The organism is Aeromonas sp. QDB34, from assembly GCF_027705405.1.
GTDB lineage: Bacteria > Pseudomonadota > Gammaproteobacteria > Enterobacterales > Aeromonadaceae > Aeromonas > Aeromonas hydrophila.
In genome coordinates, this window is the sequence record NZ_JAPDBT010000006.1 from 178,724 (window position 1) to 200,792 (window position 22,069).

20 protein-coding genes are annotated in these 22,069 nt (G+C 63.6%); 6 read left to right on the top strand and 14 right to left on the bottom strand.

Annotated features, from left to right (window positions below):
• Positions 1–4: 4 nt before the first annotated feature.
• From OKC29_RS10995 to OKC29_RS11015, 5 genes are all read right to left on the bottom strand, one after another.
• Positions 5–2,218 carry a chemotaxis protein CheA gene (locus OKC29_RS10995; RefSeq protein WP_073349111.1) on the bottom strand — a complete coding sequence of 738 codons (2,214 nt, stop codon included), beginning with the start codon at positions 2,216–2,218 and terminating at the stop codon, positions 5–7.
• Between the two features lie 26 nt (positions 2,219–2,244).
• Complete coding sequence (locus tag OKC29_RS11000) at positions 2,245–2,571, bottom strand: STAS domain-containing protein (protein WP_017408761.1); 327 nt, start codon at positions 2,569–2,571, stop codon at positions 2,245–2,247.
• Positions 2,572–2,585: 14 nt separating this feature from the next.
• The gene (locus OKC29_RS11005; protein WP_011704967.1) at positions 2,586–2,954 is read right to left on the bottom strand and encodes a response regulator; all 369 of its coding nucleotides are present in this window, start codon (positions 2,952–2,954) and stop codon (positions 2,586–2,588) included.
• Between the two features lie 9 nt (positions 2,955–2,963).
• The gene (locus OKC29_RS11010; protein ID WP_073349113.1) at positions 2,964–4,178 is read right to left on the bottom strand and encodes a methyl-accepting chemotaxis protein; all 1,215 of its coding nucleotides are present in this window, start codon (positions 4,176–4,178) and stop codon (positions 2,964–2,966) included.
• 303 nt (positions 4,179–4,481) lie between these two features.
• A complete protein-coding gene (locus OKC29_RS11015; protein ID WP_016349740.1) occupies positions 4,482–5,570 on the bottom strand; it encodes a ketoacyl-ACP synthase III in 1,089 nt (362 codons plus the stop codon).
• 203 nt (positions 5,571–5,773) lie between these two features.
• On the opposite strand from OKC29_RS11015, the gene OKC29_RS11020 reads away from it, so the two are divergent.
• The 4 genes from OKC29_RS11020 (at position 5,774) to OKC29_RS11035 (ending at position 10,297) form a co-directional block, all read left to right on the top strand.
• Positions 5,774–6,715 carry a LysR family transcriptional regulator gene (locus OKC29_RS11020; protein WP_073349115.1) on the top strand — a complete coding sequence of 314 codons (942 nt, stop codon included), beginning with the start codon at positions 5,774–5,776 and terminating at the stop codon, positions 6,713–6,715.
• 128 nt (positions 6,716–6,843) lie between these two features.
• Entirely contained in the window at positions 6,844–7,452 is a 609-nt protein-coding gene (locus tag OKC29_RS11025; RefSeq protein WP_162275625.1) for a LysE family translocator, read from the top strand.
• Between the two features lie 239 nt (positions 7,453–7,691).
• Positions 7,692–9,551 (top strand): peptidase U32 family protein, encoded by a 1,860-nt coding sequence (locus OKC29_RS11030; protein ID WP_073349121.1) that lies wholly within the window; start codon positions 7,692–7,694, stop codon positions 9,549–9,551.
• Between the two features lie 83 nt (positions 9,552–9,634).
• A complete protein-coding gene (locus OKC29_RS11035; protein ID WP_073349123.1) occupies positions 9,635–10,297 on the top strand; it encodes a class I SAM-dependent methyltransferase in 663 nt (220 codons plus the stop codon).
• A gap of 15 nt (positions 10,298–10,312) precedes the next feature.
• On the opposite strand, the gene OKC29_RS11040 is transcribed toward OKC29_RS11035, so the two are convergent.
• Entirely contained in the window at positions 10,313–10,789 is a 477-nt protein-coding gene (locus OKC29_RS11040) for a methylated-DNA--[protein]-cysteine S-methyltransferase (protein ID WP_060388711.1), read from the bottom strand.
• Positions 10,786–12,348, bottom strand: coding sequence for an AlkA N-terminal domain-containing protein (locus tag OKC29_RS11045; protein WP_073349125.1), 1,563 nt, complete (start codon positions 12,346–12,348; stop codon positions 10,786–10,788). Before OKC29_RS11045 ends, OKC29_RS11040 begins: the two co-directional genes overlap by 4 nt.
• Positions 12,349–12,557: 209 nt before the next feature.
• On the opposite strand from OKC29_RS11045, the gene OKC29_RS11050 reads away from it, so the two are divergent.
• A complete protein-coding gene (locus tag OKC29_RS11050) occupies positions 12,558–12,959 on the top strand; it encodes a VOC family protein (protein ID WP_045790482.1) in 402 nt (133 codons plus the stop codon).
• A 69-nt stretch (positions 12,960–13,028) separates the two neighbouring features.
• Here the strand turns inward: OKC29_RS11050 and OKC29_RS11055 are convergent, their stop codons facing one another.
• The 4 genes from OKC29_RS11055 to OKC29_RS11070 all read right to left on the bottom strand — a co-directional run bounded on the left by OKC29_RS11055 (position 13,029) and on the right by OKC29_RS11070 (position 16,556).
• The gene (locus OKC29_RS11055; protein ID WP_045790481.1) at positions 13,029–14,507 is read right to left on the bottom strand and encodes a carboxypeptidase M32; all 1,479 of its coding nucleotides are present in this window, start codon (positions 14,505–14,507) and stop codon (positions 13,029–13,031) included.
• Positions 14,508–14,609: 102 nt separating this feature from the next.
• Positions 14,610–15,191: a DNA endonuclease SmrA gene (smrA, locus tag OKC29_RS11060; protein WP_073349129.1), complete on the bottom strand. Its 582-nt coding sequence runs from the start codon at positions 15,189–15,191 to the stop codon at positions 14,610–14,612.
• Between the two features lie 153 nt (positions 15,192–15,344).
• Entirely contained in the window at positions 15,345–15,530 is a 186-nt protein-coding gene (locus OKC29_RS11065) for a DUF3149 domain-containing protein (protein ID WP_011704978.1), read from the bottom strand.
• Positions 15,531–15,662: 132 nt separating this feature from the next.
• Positions 15,663–16,556: a TraB/GumN family protein gene (locus OKC29_RS11070; protein WP_073349131.1), complete on the bottom strand. Its 894-nt coding sequence runs from the start codon at positions 16,554–16,556 to the stop codon at positions 15,663–15,665.
• Positions 16,557–16,643: 87 nt separating this feature from the next.
• On the opposite strand from OKC29_RS11070, the gene OKC29_RS11075 reads away from it, so the two are divergent.
• Positions 16,644–16,976, top strand: a complete 333-nt coding sequence (locus OKC29_RS11075) for a DUF1904 family protein (protein WP_024944408.1) — start codon at positions 16,644–16,646, stop codon at positions 16,974–16,976.
• 164 nt (positions 16,977–17,140) lie between these two features.
• Here the strand turns inward: OKC29_RS11075 and OKC29_RS11080 are convergent, their stop codons facing one another.
• The 3 genes from OKC29_RS11080 to OKC29_RS11090 all read right to left on the bottom strand — a co-directional run bounded on the left by OKC29_RS11080 (position 17,141) and on the right by OKC29_RS11090 (position 21,976).
• The gene (locus OKC29_RS11080) at positions 17,141–17,968 is read right to left on the bottom strand and encodes an SDR family oxidoreductase (RefSeq protein ID WP_043159901.1); all 828 of its coding nucleotides are present in this window, start codon (positions 17,966–17,968) and stop codon (positions 17,141–17,143) included.
• A gap of 118 nt (positions 17,969–18,086) precedes the next feature.
• Entirely contained in the window at positions 18,087–19,532 is a 1,446-nt protein-coding gene (locus OKC29_RS11085) for an OprD family outer membrane porin (protein ID WP_011704981.1), read from the bottom strand.
• Positions 19,533–20,038: 506 nt separating this feature from the next.
• Positions 20,039–21,976 (bottom strand): methyl-accepting chemotaxis protein, encoded by a 1,938-nt coding sequence (locus OKC29_RS11090; RefSeq protein ID WP_073349133.1) that lies wholly within the window; start codon positions 21,974–21,976, stop codon positions 20,039–20,041.
• Positions 21,977–22,069: the final 93 nt, after the last annotated feature.

Sequence of the window (22,069 nt, forward strand, 5' to 3'; positions counted from 1 at the left end):
GGCGTTAATTGACTCTAGGTTGGGTTTGCAGACGTGGAATGGCGTACTGGCTCAGCTGGCCCAGCTCCTGCTCGATGGCGTGCTGAATGAGAGAGGGGATATCCAGAATGAGGGCAACTTCACCACCTCCCAGAATGGTGGAGCCGCTGATCCCCTGCAGGCGCTGGAACAGCTTGCCAAGCGGTTTGATGACGGTCTGGAATTCACCCAGCAGCTCGTCAACCACCAGGCCGGATTTCTTGCCGCCGTGGCTGACGACCACGATGTTTTCCCGGCGACCTCTGGTTCCCTCGACATCGAAATAGTGCTGCAGCCGGACAAAAGGCAGCACTTCGCCGCGCAGATTGATGTAGTTGCGTCCCTGGGTATCGGCCAGCGCGCTCTGGGTCAGCTCCACGCATTCGATCACCATGTCGAGGGGGATGACGTAGTGGGTCGTGCTGACGCGCACCAAAAAACCATCGATGATGGCCAGAGTTAGCGGCAGCCGGATCTGGACCCGGGTGCCGAGGCCGGGTTTGCTGTCGAGTTCGACACTGCCACGCAGGGCCTGGATGTTGCGTTTGACCACATCCATGCCCACCCCGCGCCCGGAGAGATTGGTGATGGCCTCCGCCGTGGAGAAGCCGGGTTCGAAGATGAGCTGGTAGATCTCCTGATCCGTCAGGGTGGTATTGGTGGTCACCAGGCCGCGTTCTTGCGCCTTTTGCAGGATCTTGGCCTTGTTGAGGCCGGCGCCATCGTCCTGGATTTCGATGACGATGCTGCCGGAGTCGTGATAGGCGTTGAGAGTCAGGGTGCCCCGTGCCGGCTTGCCGGCGGCCACTCTTCTTTCAGCCGGCTCGATGCCGTGGTCCATGGCGTTGCGTACCAGGTGCATCAAGGGATCGCCGATCTTCTCCACCACTGATTTGTCCAGTTCGGTATCGCCGCCGGTGATGACCAGCGCGATGTCTTTGTCCAGTTCATGGCTGACATCCCGCACTACCCGCTGGAAGCGGTTGAAGGTATCGCCGATGGGCACCATGCGCAGGCGCAGCGCACCATCCCGGATCTCTTCGACCAGCATGGCAATGGTGGAGTTGGCCTCCTGCAGCTGGCTGTCCCGTGAACGCTGGGCCAGCAGGTTGGCTCCCGAGCTGGCGACCACCAGTTCGCCCACCAGATTGATCAGGTCATCCAGCTTGTCGGCATGGACCCGGACATAGCGTCCCTCCTTGTTTTTGCTCTCCTTGTTCTGGCTCTGCTTCTTGAGCGCGGCATCCACCACCACCTCGCTGACGGCACCCTGGGCAATCAGGATCTCTCCTAGTTTGCCGGCGTCGGTCTGCGGCTGTTCATGCTGGGTCTGCAGCCCGAGTACCAGCTCGCTGGCCGTCAGGGCACCGGTCTTGACCAGCAACTGCCCCAGCATCTCGTTGTCTTCCGGCAGGGCATTGATGAGGTCGATGTACTCGGCCAGCTTGCTGTGGGGCGGGATAATGGTGATACGGCAGTCATCGCGCACGAATTCGAACACATCGCTCAGGGCATTCTTGTCGGCCTGGGTATCCAGATCGAGTTCATAGCCCAAGTAGCAGCTCTCCGGATCGAAATGTTCCCAGTCGGGCAGAGCATGGTGAATGGTCTCGATGGCGCAGAGGGTACCCATGGTGCCGAGGTAGCGCAGAAAAGAGGTGGGATCCATGCCATTGCGCAGCACATCCGGGCCAAAGCGCAGGGAGATGTGCCACAGAGACGTGGCGCTGACATGGCCCTCCTCCTTGCTGACCAGGCTGGTCTCGGCCGGCGGGTTTCGTTCCGGCAGGCCGGCTTGGCTGGTGGTTTGATGGCGTGCCAGGTTGCTTCTCAGCTGCTCATCCTGAGCCTGCTCATCCGCACCGAGCGCTTCCCCTTGTTCGGCCACCAGGCTGACCAGGCGTTCGATGTGATCCCGGCTCTCCAGCAGATCCTTGATGAGTGCTTCACTGATCGCCAGCTGCTGGTTGCGTACCTGATCGAGCAGATCCTCGACGATGTGGGTGAAGCTGACGATGGGTTGCAGGCCAAACAGGCCGGCGGAGCCCTTGATGGTGTGGGCCGCCCGAAAGATGGCGCCGATGAGCTCGCTATTGTCCGGCTCGTTTTCCAGCGTCAGCAGTGCGGACTCCATCTCCTCAAGCAGCTCACGCGCCTCGGCGATGTAGGTTTGCAGGGCTTGATCAAGATTGATGTTCACGAATGACTCCTTGTCCGCAGAACCGGCTAGGCGTGATCGGGGTGGGGGATGAGTGTGGGATCGCCGAAGAAGGTTGCCAGCTGGCACAGCTCAAGGGCATCAAGTACCGCATGGCTGTGCATGACCAGATGCAGCGGATAGCCGCCCTGCAGCGCCGTCTTCTTGGCGGCCAGCAGCAGTTGCAGGCCGGCACTGTCCATTTCGCTGACCTGGGAGAGATCCAGCTCTAGCTCTTGCTGGCGATAGAGCAGGGGTGTGAGCGCCTGTTTGAGTTCGGCTGCGGTATAGATGGTCATCTCACCCGCAATGGCCACAACTGTCTTCTCTTCGCCCGTTTCGATATGCAGCGGCATGAACGCCTCCCGACTCAGGGCATGATGAGCTTGGCGACGGCAGCCAGCATCTGGTCCGGCTGGAACGGCTTGACCACCCAGGCCTTGGCTCCCGCAGCCTGCCCTTCCTGCTTCTTGCTGTCCTGGGACTCGGTAGTCAGCATGATCACCGGGGTGAACTTGTAGCTGGCCAGTTTCTTGGCCTCCTTGACGAAGCTGATGCCGTCCATGTTCGGCATGTTGACGTCGCTGATGATGAGGTTGATCTTCTTGCCGTCGAGTTTCTTGAGGGCGTCCTTGCCATCACAAGCCTCCATCACCTCGTAACCGGCGCCCTTGAGCGTCATGCCGACGACCTGGCGTATGGTTGCCGAGTCATCCACGATCAGGACTGTTTTGGCCATATCTCTCTCCTAGAAAAAAGTGACATCAGCGTTGCTGGATGGGGTTGCCGTCGGGGTTTTGCGACCGTGATGGATATTGCGCTGCTCATCGGTGGCATATGAGAGTTCCATGTCTGCCAGCCAGCTTTCCGCATCGATCTGGATGGGGCCGGACTGGTGCGTTCTGGTGCGCGACGAGATCAGGTGATCGTTGAGGCTGTCCATGTTCTGACGAACATGGCCAAGGATTTGACTGACTCTATCCTGGAACTGTAACGAAACGATGACATCGGAAATCTCACGGTGGATCCCGGTACTCTCGCTCTGCAGCAGGGCAGCCGATTCGGCCAGGCTGGTGGTGGCCATCCGAAAGCGCTCCAGTACCTGTTCGATGGCATGTTCGGCGTCGCTGACGGCGGCCTGATCCCGCCCTGCCGCACTCTCGGCAATCTGGAAGGCCCGGCCGATGCCGGTGTTGATGGTATCGACCTTGTCGGTCATCTTCTGGGCGGTCTCGCTGGAGAGGCGCGACAGGGTGCGCACCTCGTCCGCCACCACCGCGAAGCCACGACCCGCTTCACCGGCCCTGGCCGCCTCGATGGCGGCGTTGAGGGCAAGCAGGTTGGTCTGGGAGGCTATCTTTGCCACGTCGAGCGCCATGGTGTTGAGTTCGATGGTGTAGGCGGTGAGGGTTTTTATCTCTGCCAGCATGGCGTCACGGTTGGCCTGGGTGGAGTGCATGATGGCGACGACCTGGTTGAGCTGGGCCTGACTCTCGGCCAGCACGGCGGTCATGCCGGCGGATTTCTCGCCGCCCAGATCACCGGCGGCGTTGTGGGAGGCGGCGACCGCCTCTTCCAGCTTGGTGGTCAGCCCGGCAAAACGCTGGGTGAGGTCAATCATGGCCCCTTCGGTTTGCTGGCGAGAGTTTTCAATCTGTTGCGACCAGATGGGCACGGCCTTTTCGCACACCTGCTCGAGCCCGATGATGGAGTGGTTGAGCCCGGCAGCGGACCATGACGGAGTCTGTTCTTGTTCATCGGGCTTGCCGGCAGGTTTGGCGTGGTAGTGGCGGGCACTCCACAGGGCGGCAGCCACGGCCAGTACCAGGTTGGCCAGCAGATACGGCAAGGGGCTGCCTGCAAGTACCAGCAGCAGGGTGCTGAACAGGCCCAAGCCAAGGCCGCAGGCCCAGCTGACAGGCTCCCAGAAAGGGGAGGAGTGTGCCCTTGTGTTGTCTGTCATACGCGAACTTGCCCCTGCATATGGATGGAAGAAGGTGAACCGCCGTCCCCTCAGGTAGGGACCCAAGCGCCAACTTGCTAGTTATCAATAGCTCAGTAAGGTTAGCGCAAAAAAATGGGCTGGTTACAAATTGGTCCTATTCGGGGGGCGCTACTGAGAAAACTGGAATATGGAGACTGTCACAGGGCCATCGTCGGGAGTCACAGCGGTGAGAGGGCCAGAGCCTGGGAGGAGGGGAAAAGTGCTGGGCGCGGCAATAAAAAGAGCCTGCATTGGCAGGCTCTTGGTGCTGTATGTGTAGATTTACGCTTCGTCGGCGTGGGCCTTCTGGCACCCTTCCACGGCATGGGCGATAAGCTCGAGCGCGCTCTTGTCGCACGGCGGCAGTTCGGCCTCGCACGCCTTGATGGGCGTCACGCGATCGCCCCACTTGATGATGGCTGCGCCCCAGGTCAGGCCGGCACCGAAAGCGGCGGTCAGCAGATAGCTGTTCGGCTGGACGCGGCCCTGCTCCAGTGCCTCGCACAGGGCGATGGGCACGGTGGCGGCGGAGGTGTTGCCGTAATGCTCGATGTTGACCATCACCTTCTCCATCGGTGCGTTCATGCGCTTGGCGAGGGTCTCGATGATGCGGATGTTGGCCTGGTGCGGCACGATCAGGTCGATCTGCTCCGGTGCGATGCCGGCCTGTGCCAGTACCGTATTGGTGGCTTCGCCCATGCCGCGTACGGCCCGCTTGAAGATCTCCTGGCCTTCAAAGTTGAAGGTAAACAGGCCGTCGATGTCGGCAAAGCGCACCCGGTCGGTACCGAAGTTCGGCACGTGCAGGATCTCGCGCGCCTCGCTGTCACAGCCCAGCTTGTTGGCGATCAGGCCGCTCTCCTGCTCGCTCGCCTCGATCACCACGGCGCCGGCGCCGTCGCCAAACAGCACGGCGGTATCGCGACGGGCCCAGTCCAGCAGATAGGTGAGGCGTTCGGCACCGATCACCAGCACCTTCTTCATCATGCCGGTCTGTACCAGCGAGGTGGCGACCGAGAGGGAGTAGACGAAACCGGTGCAGGCGGCGTTGAGGTCGAACACGGCGGCATTGACGGCGCCCAGCTTCTTCTGCACCGCGGAGGCGGCGCTCGGCAGCAGGTTGTCCGGCGTGGCGGTGGCCAGGATGATGCCGTCGAGGTCGCTGGCTTCCAGCCCGGCGCAGGCCAGTGCACGACGCCCGGCCAGGGTGGCCAGATCGGACGTGCTGACATGGGAGATGCGGCGAGCCTTGATGCCGGTGCGCGGGTAGATCCACTCATCCGACGTATCCATGATGGTGCTGAGGTCGTCGTTGGTCAGTACGGAGGGAGGCAGGCATTTGCCCCAGCCTGTGATATTGGCGTATTTCATCTTGTTACCGCTTCTCAAGTGGATCGCCCGCGGGCGGAAAATCGCGCAATTATGCCGCACGAGGCAACCACTGTCATCTTGTGGTCATGGTTATCTGGCAGCTGGGTCACGCCAGGTTACGAGCGCCAACGGGAAATTTTGCTTAAACCACAGGGCTTGCCTGCCCTAAGATAGGGCTTTCGTCACTGGATGGAACTCCCCCCTTGCACAAAGCCAATCTCAACCTGCTGCCCACCCTCAAGGTGCTGCTGGAGACTCGCAACATCAGCCGGGCGGCGGAGCTGCTGCACCTGAGCCAGCCCTCCATCAGCAAGCAGCTGGGCCAGCTGCGCAGCGAGTTTGGCGACGAGTTGTTGGTGCGGGAGGGGCAGCGCTGGCTGCTTACACCGAGGGCCGAGGCGCTGGCTGCCCAGCTGGCGGACTCCCTCGGTGCGCTGGAGCGGCTCTACGAGGCCCCCGGTTTTGACCCGAGCCGCTGCGAGCGGGTGTTCCGGCTCGCCTCCTCCGATTACGTGGCCCAGCACATCCTGCCGGATATCTGCGCGGCGCTGGCCAGGGAGGCGCCGCTGGCGGCGCTGGAGTACAGCCTGTGGGACAAGCGACTGCTGCCGCAGCTGTGGCAATCCGAGCTGGACATGGTTTCCACCATCACCGAACTGGTGCCGGATCAGATCCGCGGCCTGCATCAGGGGGAAGATCGGCTGGTGGTGTTGATGGGTAGCCACCACCCGTTGGCGGGGCGGGCGCTCAGTCTCGATGACTACCTCGCCTGGCCTCACCTGCAGGTGAGTGGCGGTGGCGACAAGGACAGCCCGGTGGAACAGGTGCTGGCCCCGCAGGGGCTGTCCCGGCGCTGGTTTGCCCGGGTGCCCTTCTTTCAGGCGGCGGTGGAGGTGTTGCTGCGCACCGACTGCCTGCTGACCACCCCGGCCCACATCGCCTGGCAGCTCTCCTGCGAACACGCCCTGCACTTTTGTGATCTGCCGTTTGTCAGCCGTACCCAGCAGTATCATCTGCTGTGGCACCAGCGCCACCATCAGGATCCTGCCCACAAGTGGTTTCGCGAACTGGCCTATCCCTTCCTGCGCGAGCACCTGCAGCGCACGGTGGCGGCGAGCCGCAAGGTGTTGATCCTGCCTCGCTAGCAACAGACGCTTGTGTTGGCCTATAGCCGTTGGCTATGGGTTCTATTCCCAACTTTCACTTCTGGCATAACCAAGGGCCCTTTACCCTGAGCGCAGACATTCATCTTCCGCTTGAGACAAGGAACACCATGGAACTGACGAGTTGGCTGGCACTGGCTGCAATCTGCGTGATGGGCGCCATCAGCCCGGGACCGAGCCTGGCGCTGATCATCCGCAACACGGTGCAGGGGGGGCAGGGACACGGAGTGGCCACCGCGCTTGGCCACGGCTTCGGGGTTGGCATCTATGCGCTGATCACGGCTTTGGGTCTGGCCATCCTGATCACCCAGACCCCGCTGCTGTTTGATGTTATCCGCTACGGCGGCGCCGCGTTTCTCGCCTGGCTCGGGGTCAAGGCGCTGCTGGCCAAACCCGCCAAGGGGGAGGCGAGCGAAGAGGTGCACCAGCTGCGCGGTCGGCAAGGCGCCTTCGAAGGCTTTATGGTGGCCTTTCTCAACCCCCAGCTCGCGGTCTTCTTCATCGCCCTGTTCAGCCAGTTTGTGCATGCCGACACCGACTGGCGCGAGGGGGGCATCATGATGCTGACCACCGGCGGGATCGACGCGGTCTGGTACGTGCTGGTGGCGCTGGTGCTCTCTCGTGGCCCCGTATTGGCCTGGCTCAAGGCCAAGTCCTTCGTCATCGACAAGGTAAGCGGTCTGGTGCTGCTGGGGCTGGCCTTGAAGGTGGTGCTCTAGTCATCCCGCGGCACGATCTGCTGCTTGCCTGGCTCAAGGCAAAATCCTTCGTCATCGACAAGGTGAGCGGTCTGGTGCTGCTGGGGCTGGCCTTGAAGGTGGTGCTCTGATCCGGCGCCCCTGAGATAAGGGTCTGATCCAATCCTGTATTTTGCGGTGATCTTAAGCGGGATCAAGGCGGGGAGGGGGGCAATGCCCTAGAGTGGCGCCCATTTGCTGTCCGCCCTGATCCAGAGACCATGCACCAGAACAAGCACCCGTTAAGCCACACCAACCGGTTGGAGCTGCTGGCTCCGGCCAAGAACCTCGCCTACGGCATCGAAGCCATCAACCATGGCGCCGATGCCGTCTACATGGGCGGCCCCGCCTTTGGCGCCCGCAGCGCGGCGGGCAACTCCCTCGAGGATATCGAAGCGCTGGCGCGCCATGCCCATCGCTTCGGTGCCCAGGTCTTTGTCGCCTTCAACACCCTGCTGCACGATCACGAACTGGAACAGGCCCGGCGGCTGACTCACCAAATTTACGAAGCGGGGGCCGATGCGCTGATCGTGCAGGACATGGGGTTGTTGGCGCTCGATTTGCCCCCCATCGCGCTCCATGCCAGTACCCAGACCGACAACCGTACCCCGGAGAAGGTGAAATTTCTGCAGGATGTGGGCTTCTCCCAGGTGGTGCTGGCGCGTGAGCTGTCCCTTGCGCAGATCCGCGATATTAGCGCCACGACCAACGTGCAGCTGGAGTTCTTTATCCACGGAGCGCTCTGCGTCTCCTACAGCGGTCAGTGCAACATCAGCCATGCCCGGACCGGCCGCAGCGCCAACCGTGGCGAATGTGCCCAGCTCTGTCGCCTGCCCTGCTCGCTGCAAAAGCCGGATGGCGAGGTGCTGGTGGCCGACAGCCACCTGCTCTCCCTCAAGGACATGGATCAGACCGACAACCTGGAGGCGCTGATCGAGGCGGGGATCCGCTCCTTCAAGATTGAGGGGCGCCTCAAGGGGCTCGATTACGTCAAGAACGTCACCGCCTGGTATCGGCAGAAGCTTGATGCCATTCTGGATAGCCGCAGCGATCTGGTAGCCTCTTCGGCTGGCCGTTGCAGCTACAGCTTCACGCCTGATCCAAAAAAGAGTTTCAACCGCGGCAGCACCGACTACTTCCTCCATGGCCGCCAGCCCGGGATCGACTCCACCAAGAGCCCGAAATACGTGGGCGAGCCGTTGGGCCGGGTCACCAGAGTCACCAAGGATAGCATCGAGATCGATGGCAAGCCTGTGAGCCTCAACAACGGCGATGGCCTTGGCTTCTTCAAGCCGAACAACGAGCTGGTAGGGACGCGTCTGAACAAGGTTGATGGTAAGCAGTTACTCCTGTCAGAGCGCATGCCGGGCTTGAAGGTAGGCACCGAAATCTACCGCAACCACGATCAGGCATTCAGCAAGGTGCTGGAGAAGACCAGCGCCGATCGCCGCATCCGGGTCGATATGCAACTCTCTGAGTGCGATGAGGGCTTGCGCCTCACGCTTACCGACGAGCAGGGCATCAGTGCCGCGGTCGCGCTCCCCTGTGACAAACAGCCGGCCGGCAACCCGGAGCGGGCGCTGCAACAGGCGCGCGACCAACTCGGTAAACTCGGCAATACCCTGTTTGTGGCGCGCAAGGTTGAGTTGGCGTTTACTCACCCGCTATTCGTTGCCGCATCCATGCTCAACGGCTTGCGCCGGGAGGGTATCGCTGCGCTGGAGGCTGCCCGTCTGGCCAGCTACCAGCGCCCCGAGCGGCGCATCGCGCTGCGGGATATCCACTATCCCCAGCACCGTCTCTCCTACCTTGGCAACGTGCTGAACAGTGCGGCCGAACAATTCTTCCGCGAGCACGGGGTGGAGCGCATCGCGCCCGCCTATGAGGCGAACAAGGAGGAGCGGGAAGTGGTGCTGATGATCACCAAACACTGCATCCGCTACAGCCAGAACCTCTGCCCGAACGAGGTGCCGGGCCTCAAGGCCGAGCCACTGGAACTCAAGATGGGCAAGGACATCTTCCGCCTGCGGTTTGACTGCCACCGCTGCGAAATGCATGTGATGGGGAGTTTGAAGCGTTGATGAAGCTCACCTCTCCCGACATCTGATGCTTTACCTTCTCCCGGCGGCAGGCTCTATCAAGGAGCTTTTATGGGGAGGAGAGGATGACGCGATTCAATGGAGAGGGGGCGCTGGATTATGATCTGCGCATTACCCGATTGGTGCCCGGTTATGAGCTGCTGCACCAGCTCAGCGCGTCCCAATTGATGGGACGGCTTGGGCAGGAGGCACGCGTTCTGCTGGTGGGAGTCGGCACGGGCAGCGAACTGCTGTTGCTGGGCAGCCTGTGTCCCCGCTGGCAGTTCATTGCCCAGGACATATCGGCCGACATGCTGGCGCAGGCCAGAAGGCAAGCCGAGCAGGCGGGGATGGCGGCGCGGATCACATGGTGGGAGGGGCCGTTGCCGGCCGACAGCATGGCGTGTGACGGTGCACTCTGTCTGCTGGTGCTGCACTTTCTGCCGCAGGAACAAAAGGCGGCACTGCTCGCCGACATCGCCCGCCAGCTCAGGCGCGGTGCCCCTCTGTTGCTGGCCGACCTGATGGCTGCGCAAGACGATGACGAGCACGCCGTGATGGGGCTGCACGCGCACCGTGCCGGTCTGCCTCGGAGCGCCAGCGAACAGATGGTACTGCGCCTGGCACAGGACTTCTTTCCCCTCGATGAGACACAGACCCGGCACCTGTTGCAGGCGGCGGGCTTTGGCGTTGGTCGGCGCTATTTTCAGGCGCTCGGGTTCCATGGCTGGCTGGCCGAGCGCCTGTGAGTGGGCGCCGTGTCGTCAACCAGAGATACCCTCCAGAGTGAGCAGCGCCTGCTTGATGGGCAAGCCCCCCGCATAGCCGGTCAGGCTGCCGTTTTGGCCGATCACCCGGTGGCAGGGGATGATGATCGAGAGCGGGTTTCGGCCGTTGGCGGCGCCCACCGCCCGCACTGCATTGGGCTTGCCGATGGCACGGGCGATGTCGCTGTAGCTGCGGGTCTCGCCGTAGGGAATGTCGCACAGCGCCTGCCAGACCGCTTGCTGAAACGCCGTGCCTCTTGGTGCGAGCGGCAGGGTGAAGCGTTGCAGGCGGCCGGCAAAATAGGCCTCAAATTGCGCGAGAAAAGGGGCCAGCGCCACCTTGTCTTGTAGCCAGCCACTCATGTCGGGCAGCGCGCGCAGTCCCGCCACGAAGTCCACGTGCAGCAGGCCGCGCTCGTCGATGGCCACCAGCAGATCGCCGCAGCGGCTGGGCAGGATATCATAGCGGATCATGGGGTTGTCTCCTCTGCTTGGTTGTCGCTTGCTGCGCCTGGTGCCGACTCGGTCAACAGTGCTGGCTCCTCACTCATGGCATGCCATAGCCAGCTCGCCGCGTAGCCGCGCCAGGGCCGCCACCTTTCGCTGTGGGCCAATACCGTTTTCACCGGCAACTTGGTGCCGCCCCCCAGCGCCTTCAGTAGCACCAGATCCGAGGCGGGGAAGGCATCCGGGTCCAGCCCGCAGCGCAGCCGCCAGTAGGCGACCGTCCAGGGGCCGATACCGGGCAGTGCCAGCAGCTGTTCATCGCTGGCGCTGGTCAGGCTCAACTCGCCGCTAGCCAGCGCCTGCGCCAGTCCCTGCAGCGTTCTGATCCGGCTGCCGGGCATGCCGATACCGTCCAGATTGAGCTCGCACAGCTGGGCAGGGGTGGGCAACTGCGCCACCCCGAATTGCGCCTCGGTGCGTGCCACCAGCCGCCCGAGTATGGTGATGGCCCCCTTGACCGACACCTGCTGGCCGACGATGGCGCGCAGCATCACCTCGTACTCATCCCAGCCGGCGGGCAGCCTAACCCCCGGCCAGCGCGCCTGCAGGCGCGCCAGCAGCGGATCCTGCCCGAGCCGCGCACCGATGCGCTGCATGTCGGCATCGAGATCCCACATCCGGCGCACCCGATACAGCAGATCCGGCAGCGCGGTGGGCGGCAGATCATGGACGCTGAGCTGCAGGCTGTTCCCCTTGCCCTGGCTGATGCGCACCCGCGCGAGCTGATCGCCGACCCGGTGCCAGCGTTCATAGACCTCGCCATCCACCCGCTCCAGCCCCGGAATGGCGCGCAGCCGGTAGAACGCCAGCATGGCCGCCACGTCGTACGGGGGGCGGTAGGGCAGTTGCAGCGTGAGCATCGCCCCCTCCTCGGTCTGCGGTTCAGTCTGCGTCAGGGAGGCGGCGGCGCCGGCTGGCTCGCTCTGACGGCGCAGCGCCCGCGGCGCCAGCCCGTATGCCTGCTGCCAGGCGTCATTGAAGCGGCGAATGCTGGCAAAGCCCGCCGCAAACGCGATATCGGTGATGGGCAGCCGGGTTTCGGTCAGTAGTCGCTTGGCGAGCAGCAGCCGGCGCGTCTGCTCCACCTGTTTCGGCGAGGCGCCGAGGTGCTGCTCAAACTGGCGGCGCAGCGTGCGCTCACTGATACCGGCCTGTTCCGCCAGCGTGGTGAGCGAGCCTTCCGCCAGCTCGCCGCGATCGATCCGGGCCAGCAGGCGCGCCAGCGTCGGCGGCAGATCGCCGGGGGCGGCGGGCGCGAGCTCAGGCCGGCAGCGCAGGCAGGGGCGCAGGCCGTGCTGCTCCGCTGCGGCGGCGCTTTGGAAGTAGCGCACGTTGTGCTCGTGCGGTGGTCGCGCCGGACAGACAGGCCGGCAGTAGATGCCGGTGGAGAGTACGCCGGTAAAGAAGCGGCCGTCGAAGCGCGCATCGCGGGCCAGACGGGCGGCATGGCACTGCTCGGCGCTGAGCGGCAGGTCTGCCTCATCCTCTGTGGCCGGCGGCATCGTCATGGCGTGATCTGTTGGCATCGGTGGCTCCTTGCGCCGAAGACGGGGTGGGCGCAGCGGCCCGGATGAGTGAGAGACTAAGCAGGAACGAAGGCGATGACTAGCCAGAAACGGACAGCAATTGAAATAAAACCGAGGCCGCGCCCGCGACTGCAGGGCGTGAAAAACAGATCGGTTTGGCGTGGCAAGTGTGCGAATCTGGGGTGACAACATCCAAGGAGGAGAGAGCCATGCCAGGACCCGCACGTGCCGGCGCCCTGATCTATGCCAGGGATCCCGGCCTGCTGAGCCACTTTTATCGCACCCTGCTGCAGATGGAGATCCGCAGCCAGAGTGACGAGCTGATCGTGCAGGAAAACGCTGACATCCAGCTGTTGCTGCACGCAATCCCCGCTCCCTATGCCGAGCAGGTGGTCATCACCACGCCGCCGCAGCTGCGCGAGCAGGGTGCCATCAAGTTGTTCTTTACCGTGCCGAGCCTCGCCTGGGCGGAGGCAAAGGCGGCCGATCTCGGCGGCGGCTTGCTGCCGCAGCAGTGGTCCGGCCCCGGTTTCGTGGTGCGCAATGCGTTCGACCCCGAGGGCAACATCCTGCAGCTGCGCGAGTTCGTTGGTGTGCCGGAGGGGCGCTGATGCGCCGTGTCACCATGAAAAACGGGGCCGCGAGGCCCCGTTTGTTATCTGCTGGCGGGCGCGCTGGCCCTACTTCAGATAGCGCTGCTCCAGATGGCGGCGCAGCCAGTGCGGGTTCAGCGCCTCGCCGGTGGCACGGCTGACCAGTTCGTCGGTGCCGTAGCGGCTGCCCTGGGACCAGATGTGACGGCCCAGCCAGGCGAAGATCTCCGGCAGGCGGCCCGCCGCGATCAGCTCGCCCATGTTGCCGAGCTCCCGCTCGAGCGCGAAGCGCAGCTGCGCCGCGTACATGGCGCCGAGCGTGTAGCTCGGGAAGTAGCCGAACGAGCCGTCGGTCCAGTGAATGTCCTGCATGCAGCCATTCTGGTAGTTGCCCTGGGTGGAGAGCCCTAGCCACTGCTGCATCTTGGCGTCCCACAGTGCGGGGATGTCTGCCACCTCGATGCGCCCCTCGATAAGGTCGCGCTCCAGCTCGTAGCGTAGGATGACGTGGGCCGGGTAGGTCACCTCGTCCGCATCGACCCGGATAAAGCCGGGCTCGACCCGATTGTAGAGCTTGACCAGGTTCGCCGGCGCCAACGCCGCCTGCTCGCCGAAGTGGGCGCGAATGTGCGGCGCCAGCAGCGTGAGGAAGGCGGGATCATGGCCGAGCTGCATCTCGCAGAACAGGCTCTGGCTTTCGTGAATGCCCATGGAGCGCGCCTCGGCCACCGGCTGACCCAGCAACTGGCGCGGCAGGCCCTGCTCGTAACGGGCATGACCGGTTTCGTGGACTATGCCCATCAGGCTGGAGACGAACTCCTGTTCGTTGTAGCGGGTGGTGATGCGCACGTCGGTCGGCACCCCGCCGCAGAACGGATGGCTGCTCACATCGAGCCGGCCGTGGGCAAAATCGAAGCCGAGCAGCCCCATCACCTGCTGGCCGAGCGCCTGCTGGGCGGCGATGGGGAAGGGGCCTTGCGGGATCAGCACCGACTCGCGCTTTTGTTGCTCGCTCACGGTCTGGATCAGGTTAGGCAGCCAGCCGGTCAGATCGCCGAAGATCTCGTCGAGCCGGGCGCTGGTCATGCCCGGCTCATAGAGCGCCAGCATGGCATCGTAGGGGCGTACCCCCAGCGCGTCGGCACGCAGGCGAGCCACCTCGCGCGAGAGCGTCACCACCTCGGTGAGGTTGGGGGCAAAGCCGGCCCAGTCGTTCTCCTTGCGCTGGCGGCGCCAGGCGTGCTCGCACTTGCTGCCGGCGAGCGACAGCGCCTCCACGAGATCCCCGGGCAGCAGGCTCGCATCCTGCCAGTGGCGCTTGATCTCGCGCAGGTTGGCGCGCTGGATCTCGTCCAGCGGCTCGCTCTCGGCCTTGGCAATCCAGTCGCCCAGCTCGGGGGCGGTGCGCCTGTGGTGGATCAGCAGCCCCAGTTCGGCCATGGCCTCGGCGCGGGCTTCGTTGCCCCCCTCCGGCATCATGGCGGCCTGATCCCAGCCACAGATGGCAGAGAGGTGGGAGAGCCGGTGCAGCTGTTGCTGATGTTGTTCAAGTTTCTGATATGACATGGGATTGTCCTTGTTATCGTCCCTGATGGCGTGTACCCCGTACCTGGCATGCTCGGGGCCGTTCGATGCTACCACTGCTCACCGGTCGGTGCGAGTCGCTACTCAGCCGAGCCGTTTCTGATGGCGTTCGCGGTTCTCTGCCTTCTTGCGCTCGCTCTTGCGCAGCAGCACGTAGAGGGCCCCGCCGCCGCCGTGGCGACGCTCGGCGCTGTGCATGGCCATCACCGCCGGCAGTTGCGGCAGCCAGGCGCTGACATAGCTTTTGAGCAGGGCGCGCGGCGTGCTGCGCTCTCCCTTCCCGTGCAGGATCAGCAGGCAGCGGATGTCGCGCAGTGCGCAATCCGCAATGAACTGCACCAGGCTCTGGCGCGCTTCGTTCAGGGTCTTCTGGTGCAGGTCCAGGCTTGCCTGCAGCTCGTATTTGCCGAGTCGCAGCTTCTTGTAGACCCCCTCCTGTACCCCGTCGCGCTTGAAGCCGACAATGGCGTGGGGGTCGAGCATCTCGACCGCTTCCATGCTGAGGTGATCCAGGGCGAGTTGCTCGGCGGTGGCGGCCTGGCGCCGCGCCAGCTGGGCATCGGTCGGGCTGTTGCCGGCCGTCTGGAGGCGGATATGGTCGTTGCGAATGGGGCGCACATCGGCCACTTCATTGCGAAACAGTGAGAGTTCGTCGTTATGAGACACGGCAGGCTCCCCGCAGGTGGAATGAGCGGCCATTATAGCGGGCGGGGGCGGATCTGAAAGTGGCGGGCGTGCTGGTGGCGCTGGGTTGCTCAGCCCGTGAGCAAAGGGGAGGCGAGCGCGGGATCAGGCGATCGGGGATCGCCTGACGCAGGCTTATTGGCCCTCTTTCGGTGGCTTGGCGTTCATCACCTTGTAGATGAAATAGGCCGCGTAGGAACTGATCAGCAGGAAGGTACCGATAATCACCAACATGGACATCAGTCCCACGCTGTTGCCGAACATCAGGTTCATCCAAAATTCCATCTCATGCACTCCAGTCATCCCATTGATGACAGGCATGATAGATACCTCTTTGGGAGCAAAGAGATGATCTCGATCAAGTCCTTTCGTGGTTATTAAATCGGCAACCAGATCTGTGAGCGCCCTCCCATATAAAGACCCTGACGGGGCCGATGTGGCCCCGCCTGCGCCCTACTGGCGGGCCGGCTTGCGTGGACCCGGCTCGGTGAGCGGGGTGATGCGCCAACCCTGCTGCTCCAGCAAGGCGAGCAAGCCCTGATCGCCATAAAGATGCAGCGCCCCTACCACGATGAAGCTCTCGTTCGGCAGGGTGGACCATTTCTTCAGCCAGTTGTGGTTGCGCTCCGCCAGCAGGGTCTGTTCCAGCCAGGCCTGCAACTTGGGCGGCGCCATTTCCGATTTGAGCAGGTTGATGAGGGTCGCCTCGTCCCCCTCTTCCCACGCCTTCATCACCTCGCGAAAGCCGCGCTCGAGCTCGGGCAGCTCGTCCAGGGTGCTCTCCAGCATCAGGGTCTGGTTGTCGCCGACGCTGGCGAGGTAGCCGAGCTGCTCGAGCAGGGTCTCGAAGCCGATGATGGGCTTGCCGCTGTCGCCGGCCTGCTTGGCGAAGTGCTGATCCACCCCGAGCGCGCTACTGAAGTCGGTGCGCTCCAGCGCCGCCTGGGTGAGGGTGATGGCGGCGAACCAGGGGCGCAGCGGGGCCAGCATGTTCTCGGTCAGGCCGTTCTGGCCGGCGGCGATGATGGTGCGCCGGTAGAGAGCGAGCGGCACGTGCTCCTTGAGGGTCTTGCCGTCCACCAGCCGGGTGATGGCCCCCATCTCCTGCCACTGCTGCTGGCTGATGTGGGTCAGGTCGACCTCCAGCACCAGGGCGCGACTCTGCAGCCAGGCCCGCTCGATGGGGTCGGGCAGCGGATAGAGCGAGGGCTTGCCCGCGTGGATGGAGCCCAGCAGCCAGTGCTGCTGATCGCCCTTGCTGACCTTATAGAAGGCGGGGTCGGCAAAGACGCTCAGCGGCAGCAGCAGGCAGAGCAGGAAGGGGAGCAGCAGGCGATGGAGTCTCATGGGGCACCTTATGTCAGCGGATGGCTTCTCTTCGTCACAATAACCCCTATGATAAGTCCTCATTTGTCACAGCCAAGAGGTTTTCCCATGCCCCACCTTCGTTTTCGGGCCGTCTCCGTCGACACCCTCAAGCAGATAAGCGCTCCCCTGCTGGCGGATCTCTGTGCCCTCACCGGGGGCAAACCGGAGTTCGTCACCCTGGAGAGCATCGACAGCCACTGGGTGCGCGAGGGGGAGGTCGAGGCCGGCTTTCCGTTCGTCGAGCTGGTCTGGTTCGAACGCCCGCAGGAGCTGCAGGACGCGGCGGCAGCGCTGATCACCCGTCACCTGAAAGCGGTGCTAGGGGAGCAGACCTATGTGGTGGTGCAGGTGCTGCCCATCGTCAAGAGCGGCTATTACAGCAACGGCCAGCACTACTGAGCGGGGACTGCCAGGGATGGCGGTTTGGCTGATTCAAGCCACTCTGGTGCCGCATTCTGGTGCCGGTTGGTGGGGATGAGACGAGAGGCGACGATGCTCGTCGTCGCCTCTGGCCCCTGGCTGCAGGCTGCTTGCGGGCGTGCCGGGCAGCGAAGCGGTCGCCGTCAGGCCGACTTGGCCAGGATCCGGTCGAGCAGGCGACTGGGCAACAGGCGGCGCAGCACCCCGAACAGCCGGGTCGGGAAGGTGACCGGGTAGCGGTGCTTGGGGCGCGGGCTGCCGAGTGCGTGCAGCAGCGGCGCGATGCAGGCCTCGCTTGGCAGGGTAAAACCGCGGGCACCCCCTTCACGCTCCAGCCGGCTCAGGGTCTGCTGGTAGGCGGCCTGATGGCGGCTGGCGGCGGGCTCTATGTGGCGCAGGAAGGCGGCGCGGGCATTGGCCCGAAAGCGGGTGTCGATGGGACCCGGCTCGATCAGGCTGATCTGCACGCCGCTGCCGGCCAGCTCCAGGCGCAGGGTATCGGTATATCCTTCCAGCGCGAACTTGCTGGCGTTGTAGGCGCCGCGATATTTCATGGCCACCAGCCCCAGCACCGAGCTGTTCTGCACGATGCGCCCCTCGCCGGCCGCCAGCATGGCCGGCAGCAGCTGGCGAATCAGGTGGTGCCAGCCAAACAGGTTGGTGTCGAACTGCTCGCGCAGCGCCTGGGTGGGCAAATCCTCCAGCGCGCCGGGCTGGCCGTAGGCGCCGTTGTTGAACAGGCCATAGAGGCGGCCGCCGGCCAGTGCCTGCGCCTCGGCCGCGCCCCTCTCTATGCTGGCCTCGTTGGCCAGATCCAGCTCGACCGCCAGCAAACCCAGCTGGCGCAGCTGCGCCACGTCCTCGGCCTTGCGGGCCGAGGCGATGACGGTGTAGCCGTGCTGGCCGAGCGCCTTGGCGGCGGCCAGGCCGATGCCGCTGGAGCAGCCGGTGATCAGAACGAAGCGGGACATGGGCGCATCCTTGTGTGACGAGGCAGGCAGAAGCGCCTGCGGTTTTGCATGTTAACCCGCTGATCAGAAAAAAGAAAACCGGGCCAATCGGCCCGGTTTGCTAACTTCAACCACCTGCTTACAGGATGGTGAACGGCATGATGATGTGGAACTTGACGTCTTTCTCGGAGGCGAAGATGTTGGGGTATTCGGTCCAACCGCCGCTCTGGCTGATGTCGTTGTTGTAATCGGTGTAGTGCAGCTTGAACAGGGTGCCCTTCAGCTTGCCATCCTGCACTGTGTACATGACGTCGAAGTTGGCTGCCCATTCGGTATCTTCACCGTTGGTGGCCTTGGTGCCGTCGCCTTTCTGGATATCCCAGCCGTAGGCACCGGAGACACCGACGGACCAGCCAGGTGCACCCACCAGGTCATCCAGGGAACGGGTCACGCCGAAGTACAGCGCTTTCTCGTTGTTGGCGTTCCAGTCGGAGCGGGAGTCCCACCAGATTTCGTTCGCGCCCTGGGAGTTGCCGTAGCCACGGGTCAGACGGGGCAGGTAGTTGCCTTCGTTACCCTCGGCCTTGGTCCACAGACCTTCCAGACGGAAGCCGTACGGGCCCATGCCCCAGGCGGCGGTCAGCGCTTGCTGCCATGCCAGACCATCGTAAGTCTCGATGTCGGCACCACCCTTCTGATAGGTCTTGGTGTCGGAACCGTAGAACTGGTAGCTGGTGGAGAGGCCGTTCAGCACGTCGAATTTATGGGCCAGCTTGAAGTGGTAGCTGTCCATGTAGTTTTCGGAGTTACCGTAGGAACCGGTGATGGCGGTGCCGTTCTCGAAGGTGTAACGGGCGGCGACACCCTGGATGTAGTCGATGACGTTTTCATCGGCGAACGGATCCATCCATGCCTTGGCACGGGAGAACTTCTGGGTCTCTTTGTACCAGGGAGATTTGTACTCGTCGGCGATGGCGTAGGTCAGGTAGAGACCACCGAAGTTACCCTCGATCTGGCCACCACGGTAGGTACCCGGCTGATAGGACCAGTTCACACCGATCACGCCCGGTACGTAGAGCTGGGTCAGGCCACCCTTGGCGGTGAGGGCACCGTCCAGCGCCTTGAATTTCAGCGAGGCGTTGGCCAGGCTGAAGCCGCCTTCCGGGGAGCCGTCCTTGTAGTTTTCGCCCCATTTGTTGCCGGCGAAGGAGAATTCGTTCTCCTGGTTGACCGGGTGGTTTTCGGTCACGGCCAGGTCATAGGCACCGAAACCGCCCACATCGATACCCACCACGTCCCAGGCGTAGCCGGAGTTGAAGTTCAGGGAGGCCTGGGTGGTGGCGTGGCTCAGGTTGGACTGGTACTTGCCTTCTTTGTTCTTGGCAGTGGGGTCGCCGTCGATACGCTGACGATCACGCTGGAAGTAGAAGAGGCCACCGTTGAGTTTGCCTTCTTCATAGAATTTGCTGGCGGCGGCTGCATAGGTGGGGCCGGCTTCGTCGGCAGCCAACACCATACCGGGGGCGAGCATGGCAGCAACGATGGCTGCGCTCAATGCGGCACGTTTGAAGATCACTTTTTCCATTTTGTATTGCTCCTGATTTTATGGACTTAGCTTTTTTTGTCCGGCAGTCAGGCAAGCGCCCGCCGCTCGGTATTGGCATTGCAATCAAGACCCCGAAGGGCAAAAAGTTCGAGTATGTCGGCTGCGGCCGCGACGTCTTGGCACATCTGCGGTGGTGCAGTTCTGTTCATCACATAGTTTGTTTTTTGTGTTCCGATCCTTGGCTATCGGACAATCCAAGAGTACGTTCGCGGTGCGAAATATCAATGGAAAGTTCCCACCAAGTTTCAAAAATATGACCGAGTGCAAATAATCATGACGCTTGCTGTGGACACTCCCAGCCCGCTGATATCGGTGATGATAACGTTTTCAGGTGAAATTGCCGGCCGATCCGGACGGATCGCACTGTGCAGAGGGATCTTTCTTCGTTAACTAGCGGATAACAGATAATTTTGTGCCACAAAAAAAGATAAACCCCTGCGCGATGGCAGGGGCCGGGTAGGGGGCGCCGGCTAAACCGGCGCGGATCAGGCCTGGTGGCCGAGGATGCGCGGGATCTGGCTGGCCTGGTGGTGGATGTGCTCCGACACCTGCACCGAGAGGCGGCTGCCCTGGCGGGCGTGCTGGCTGATGCGGCCGATGAGATCGGCAAAACTGGCCAGCTTGTGCTCCTGGCTCTTGGCGTTGTCGGCCCCCTGCAGGGCGATGACCGCCGTGCTGCGCGCCATCTCCCGCACCGCCTGGGTGGTCTGGCGCAGCTGCTCCGCCTGCTGGCGCTGGGCGGCGGCTTCTGCGGTGATCCGCGCCAGCACGGCGCCGAGCTGCTCCCCCGCCAGGGTCAGCCTGGTCAGGATCTCGGTGATCTGGCCAAGGGATCGCTGGGTATCGGCGGAGAGGTGGCGCACCTCGTCGGCCACCACCGCAAAGCCACGCCCCTGCTCGCCGGCCCGCGCCGCCTCGATGGCCGCGTTGAGCGCCAGCAGGTTGGTCTGCTGGGAGATGTGGCCAATCACGTCGACGATGGCGGTCACATCTTCCACCGAGCGCTTGAGCTGGTTCAGGGCGCCGCCGCTCTCATCGATGGCGAGCCCGGTCTGGGCGGTGGCCTGCAACATGCCGCCCACCAGCTGCTCGCTCTGGCTCATGGAGTGCTCGTTGTGCTGGGCGTGCTGCGCTATCTCGGCGGCCACCTGATGCACCTCGCCGGCCAGCTGGTTCAGCTCGCTCATCATCAGATCGCTCTCGTCCACCGCCTGCTCCGTGGTGCGGGTGCTGTGATGGATCTCCTGCACCTGGTTGACCATCCCTTGCAGGCTTTGCGACACCGCCGACAGCTGGCCCTCTTTCTGCTGCTGATCCTGCTGCAGCCGCAGGATGAGGCGGTTGTAACTGGCGACGATGTCAGCCAGCTCGTTGCGCTCGCGCCCCTCTGGCAGGGTTTCGGCCTGCCCGGTCTCGTCGAGCTGCAGAAAGGCCGTGCGCAGGCGCAGCAGCGGCCTGACCAGCCAGCGGCGCTGCACCAGCGCAAACAGCAGGGCGACCAGTACCAGACAGAGCGCCAGACTGCCGAGGATGGCGGCCAGCCGCTGGTTGACCGCCTGGCGGGCAGCGGCCAGTTCGCTGCCCATCTGGCCGGTGGCCTGCAGCATCTGGCCTATGTCTTGTTGCACCGCGAGACGGCCCGTCTGCTGCTGTTGCAGCGCCTTGCGGCTGTTCTCCAGCTCCTGCGGGTAGCGCTTGAGCAGCGAGAGCAGTTCGGCTTTGGGCAGCTCCCCGAGCTCCTTGCGCTCCGGTTCCCCCAGGGTGAATTCGTCGGCGGGGGGCACCTCGAACAGGCCGAGCGGCGGCAGGGCCGCCAGCTGCTCAGCTTGTTTTTGCAGGGCTGCCAGCTCGAACTGCAACCCTTCCAGCAGCTTGGGGCTGGCCTGCTCCATGTAGTTCTGGCGCAGGTGAGCGAGCCCCGGCAGGGCCGCCAGCAGGTCGCCGGCCAGCTGGCGATAGTGCTCTGCGCTGGCCGGGTCGCTCCCCGTTGCCCCTTGCTGGCCGTAACGCAGCAGCGCCCTGGCCTGATCGGTCAGCTCGTTCTCGGCATTTTGCAGCAGCCACTGGCTGTTGCCGGAGAGCTTGCCGGCCGCCAGATAGTCGCTGTCGATGCGCGCTCCCATCTGTTCGAGCAGGGTGCGCAGCGGGGCGATGAGCGCCACATCCTGCTGGGTGAGCTGGGCAAGCGCCTGTTTGCGCACCGCTTCGGCCTCGGTCAGCCGCAGCGGATCGCCGCTGGCGAGGTAGTCGCGCAGGGTGCCCTGCAGGGTATCGGTGAGCCGCTGCTGCAGCCGTTCGTGCTGGTACTGGGCCTGCTCGGCCTGGTTCAGCTGTTGCCAGCCGTGCCAGAGGGCACCGACCTGCACGGCGGCGACCAGCAGCAGAGCGAGAGAAGAGAGGGAGGCGTAATGGGCAATTTTCACGGCAGCATTCCTGCTTGTTGAACCACGGCGATGGGCGTCGGCGTGAGCTTAAGCAGCAGAGATGGCGCTTTTATGACAGTCAGCCCGGCGGCC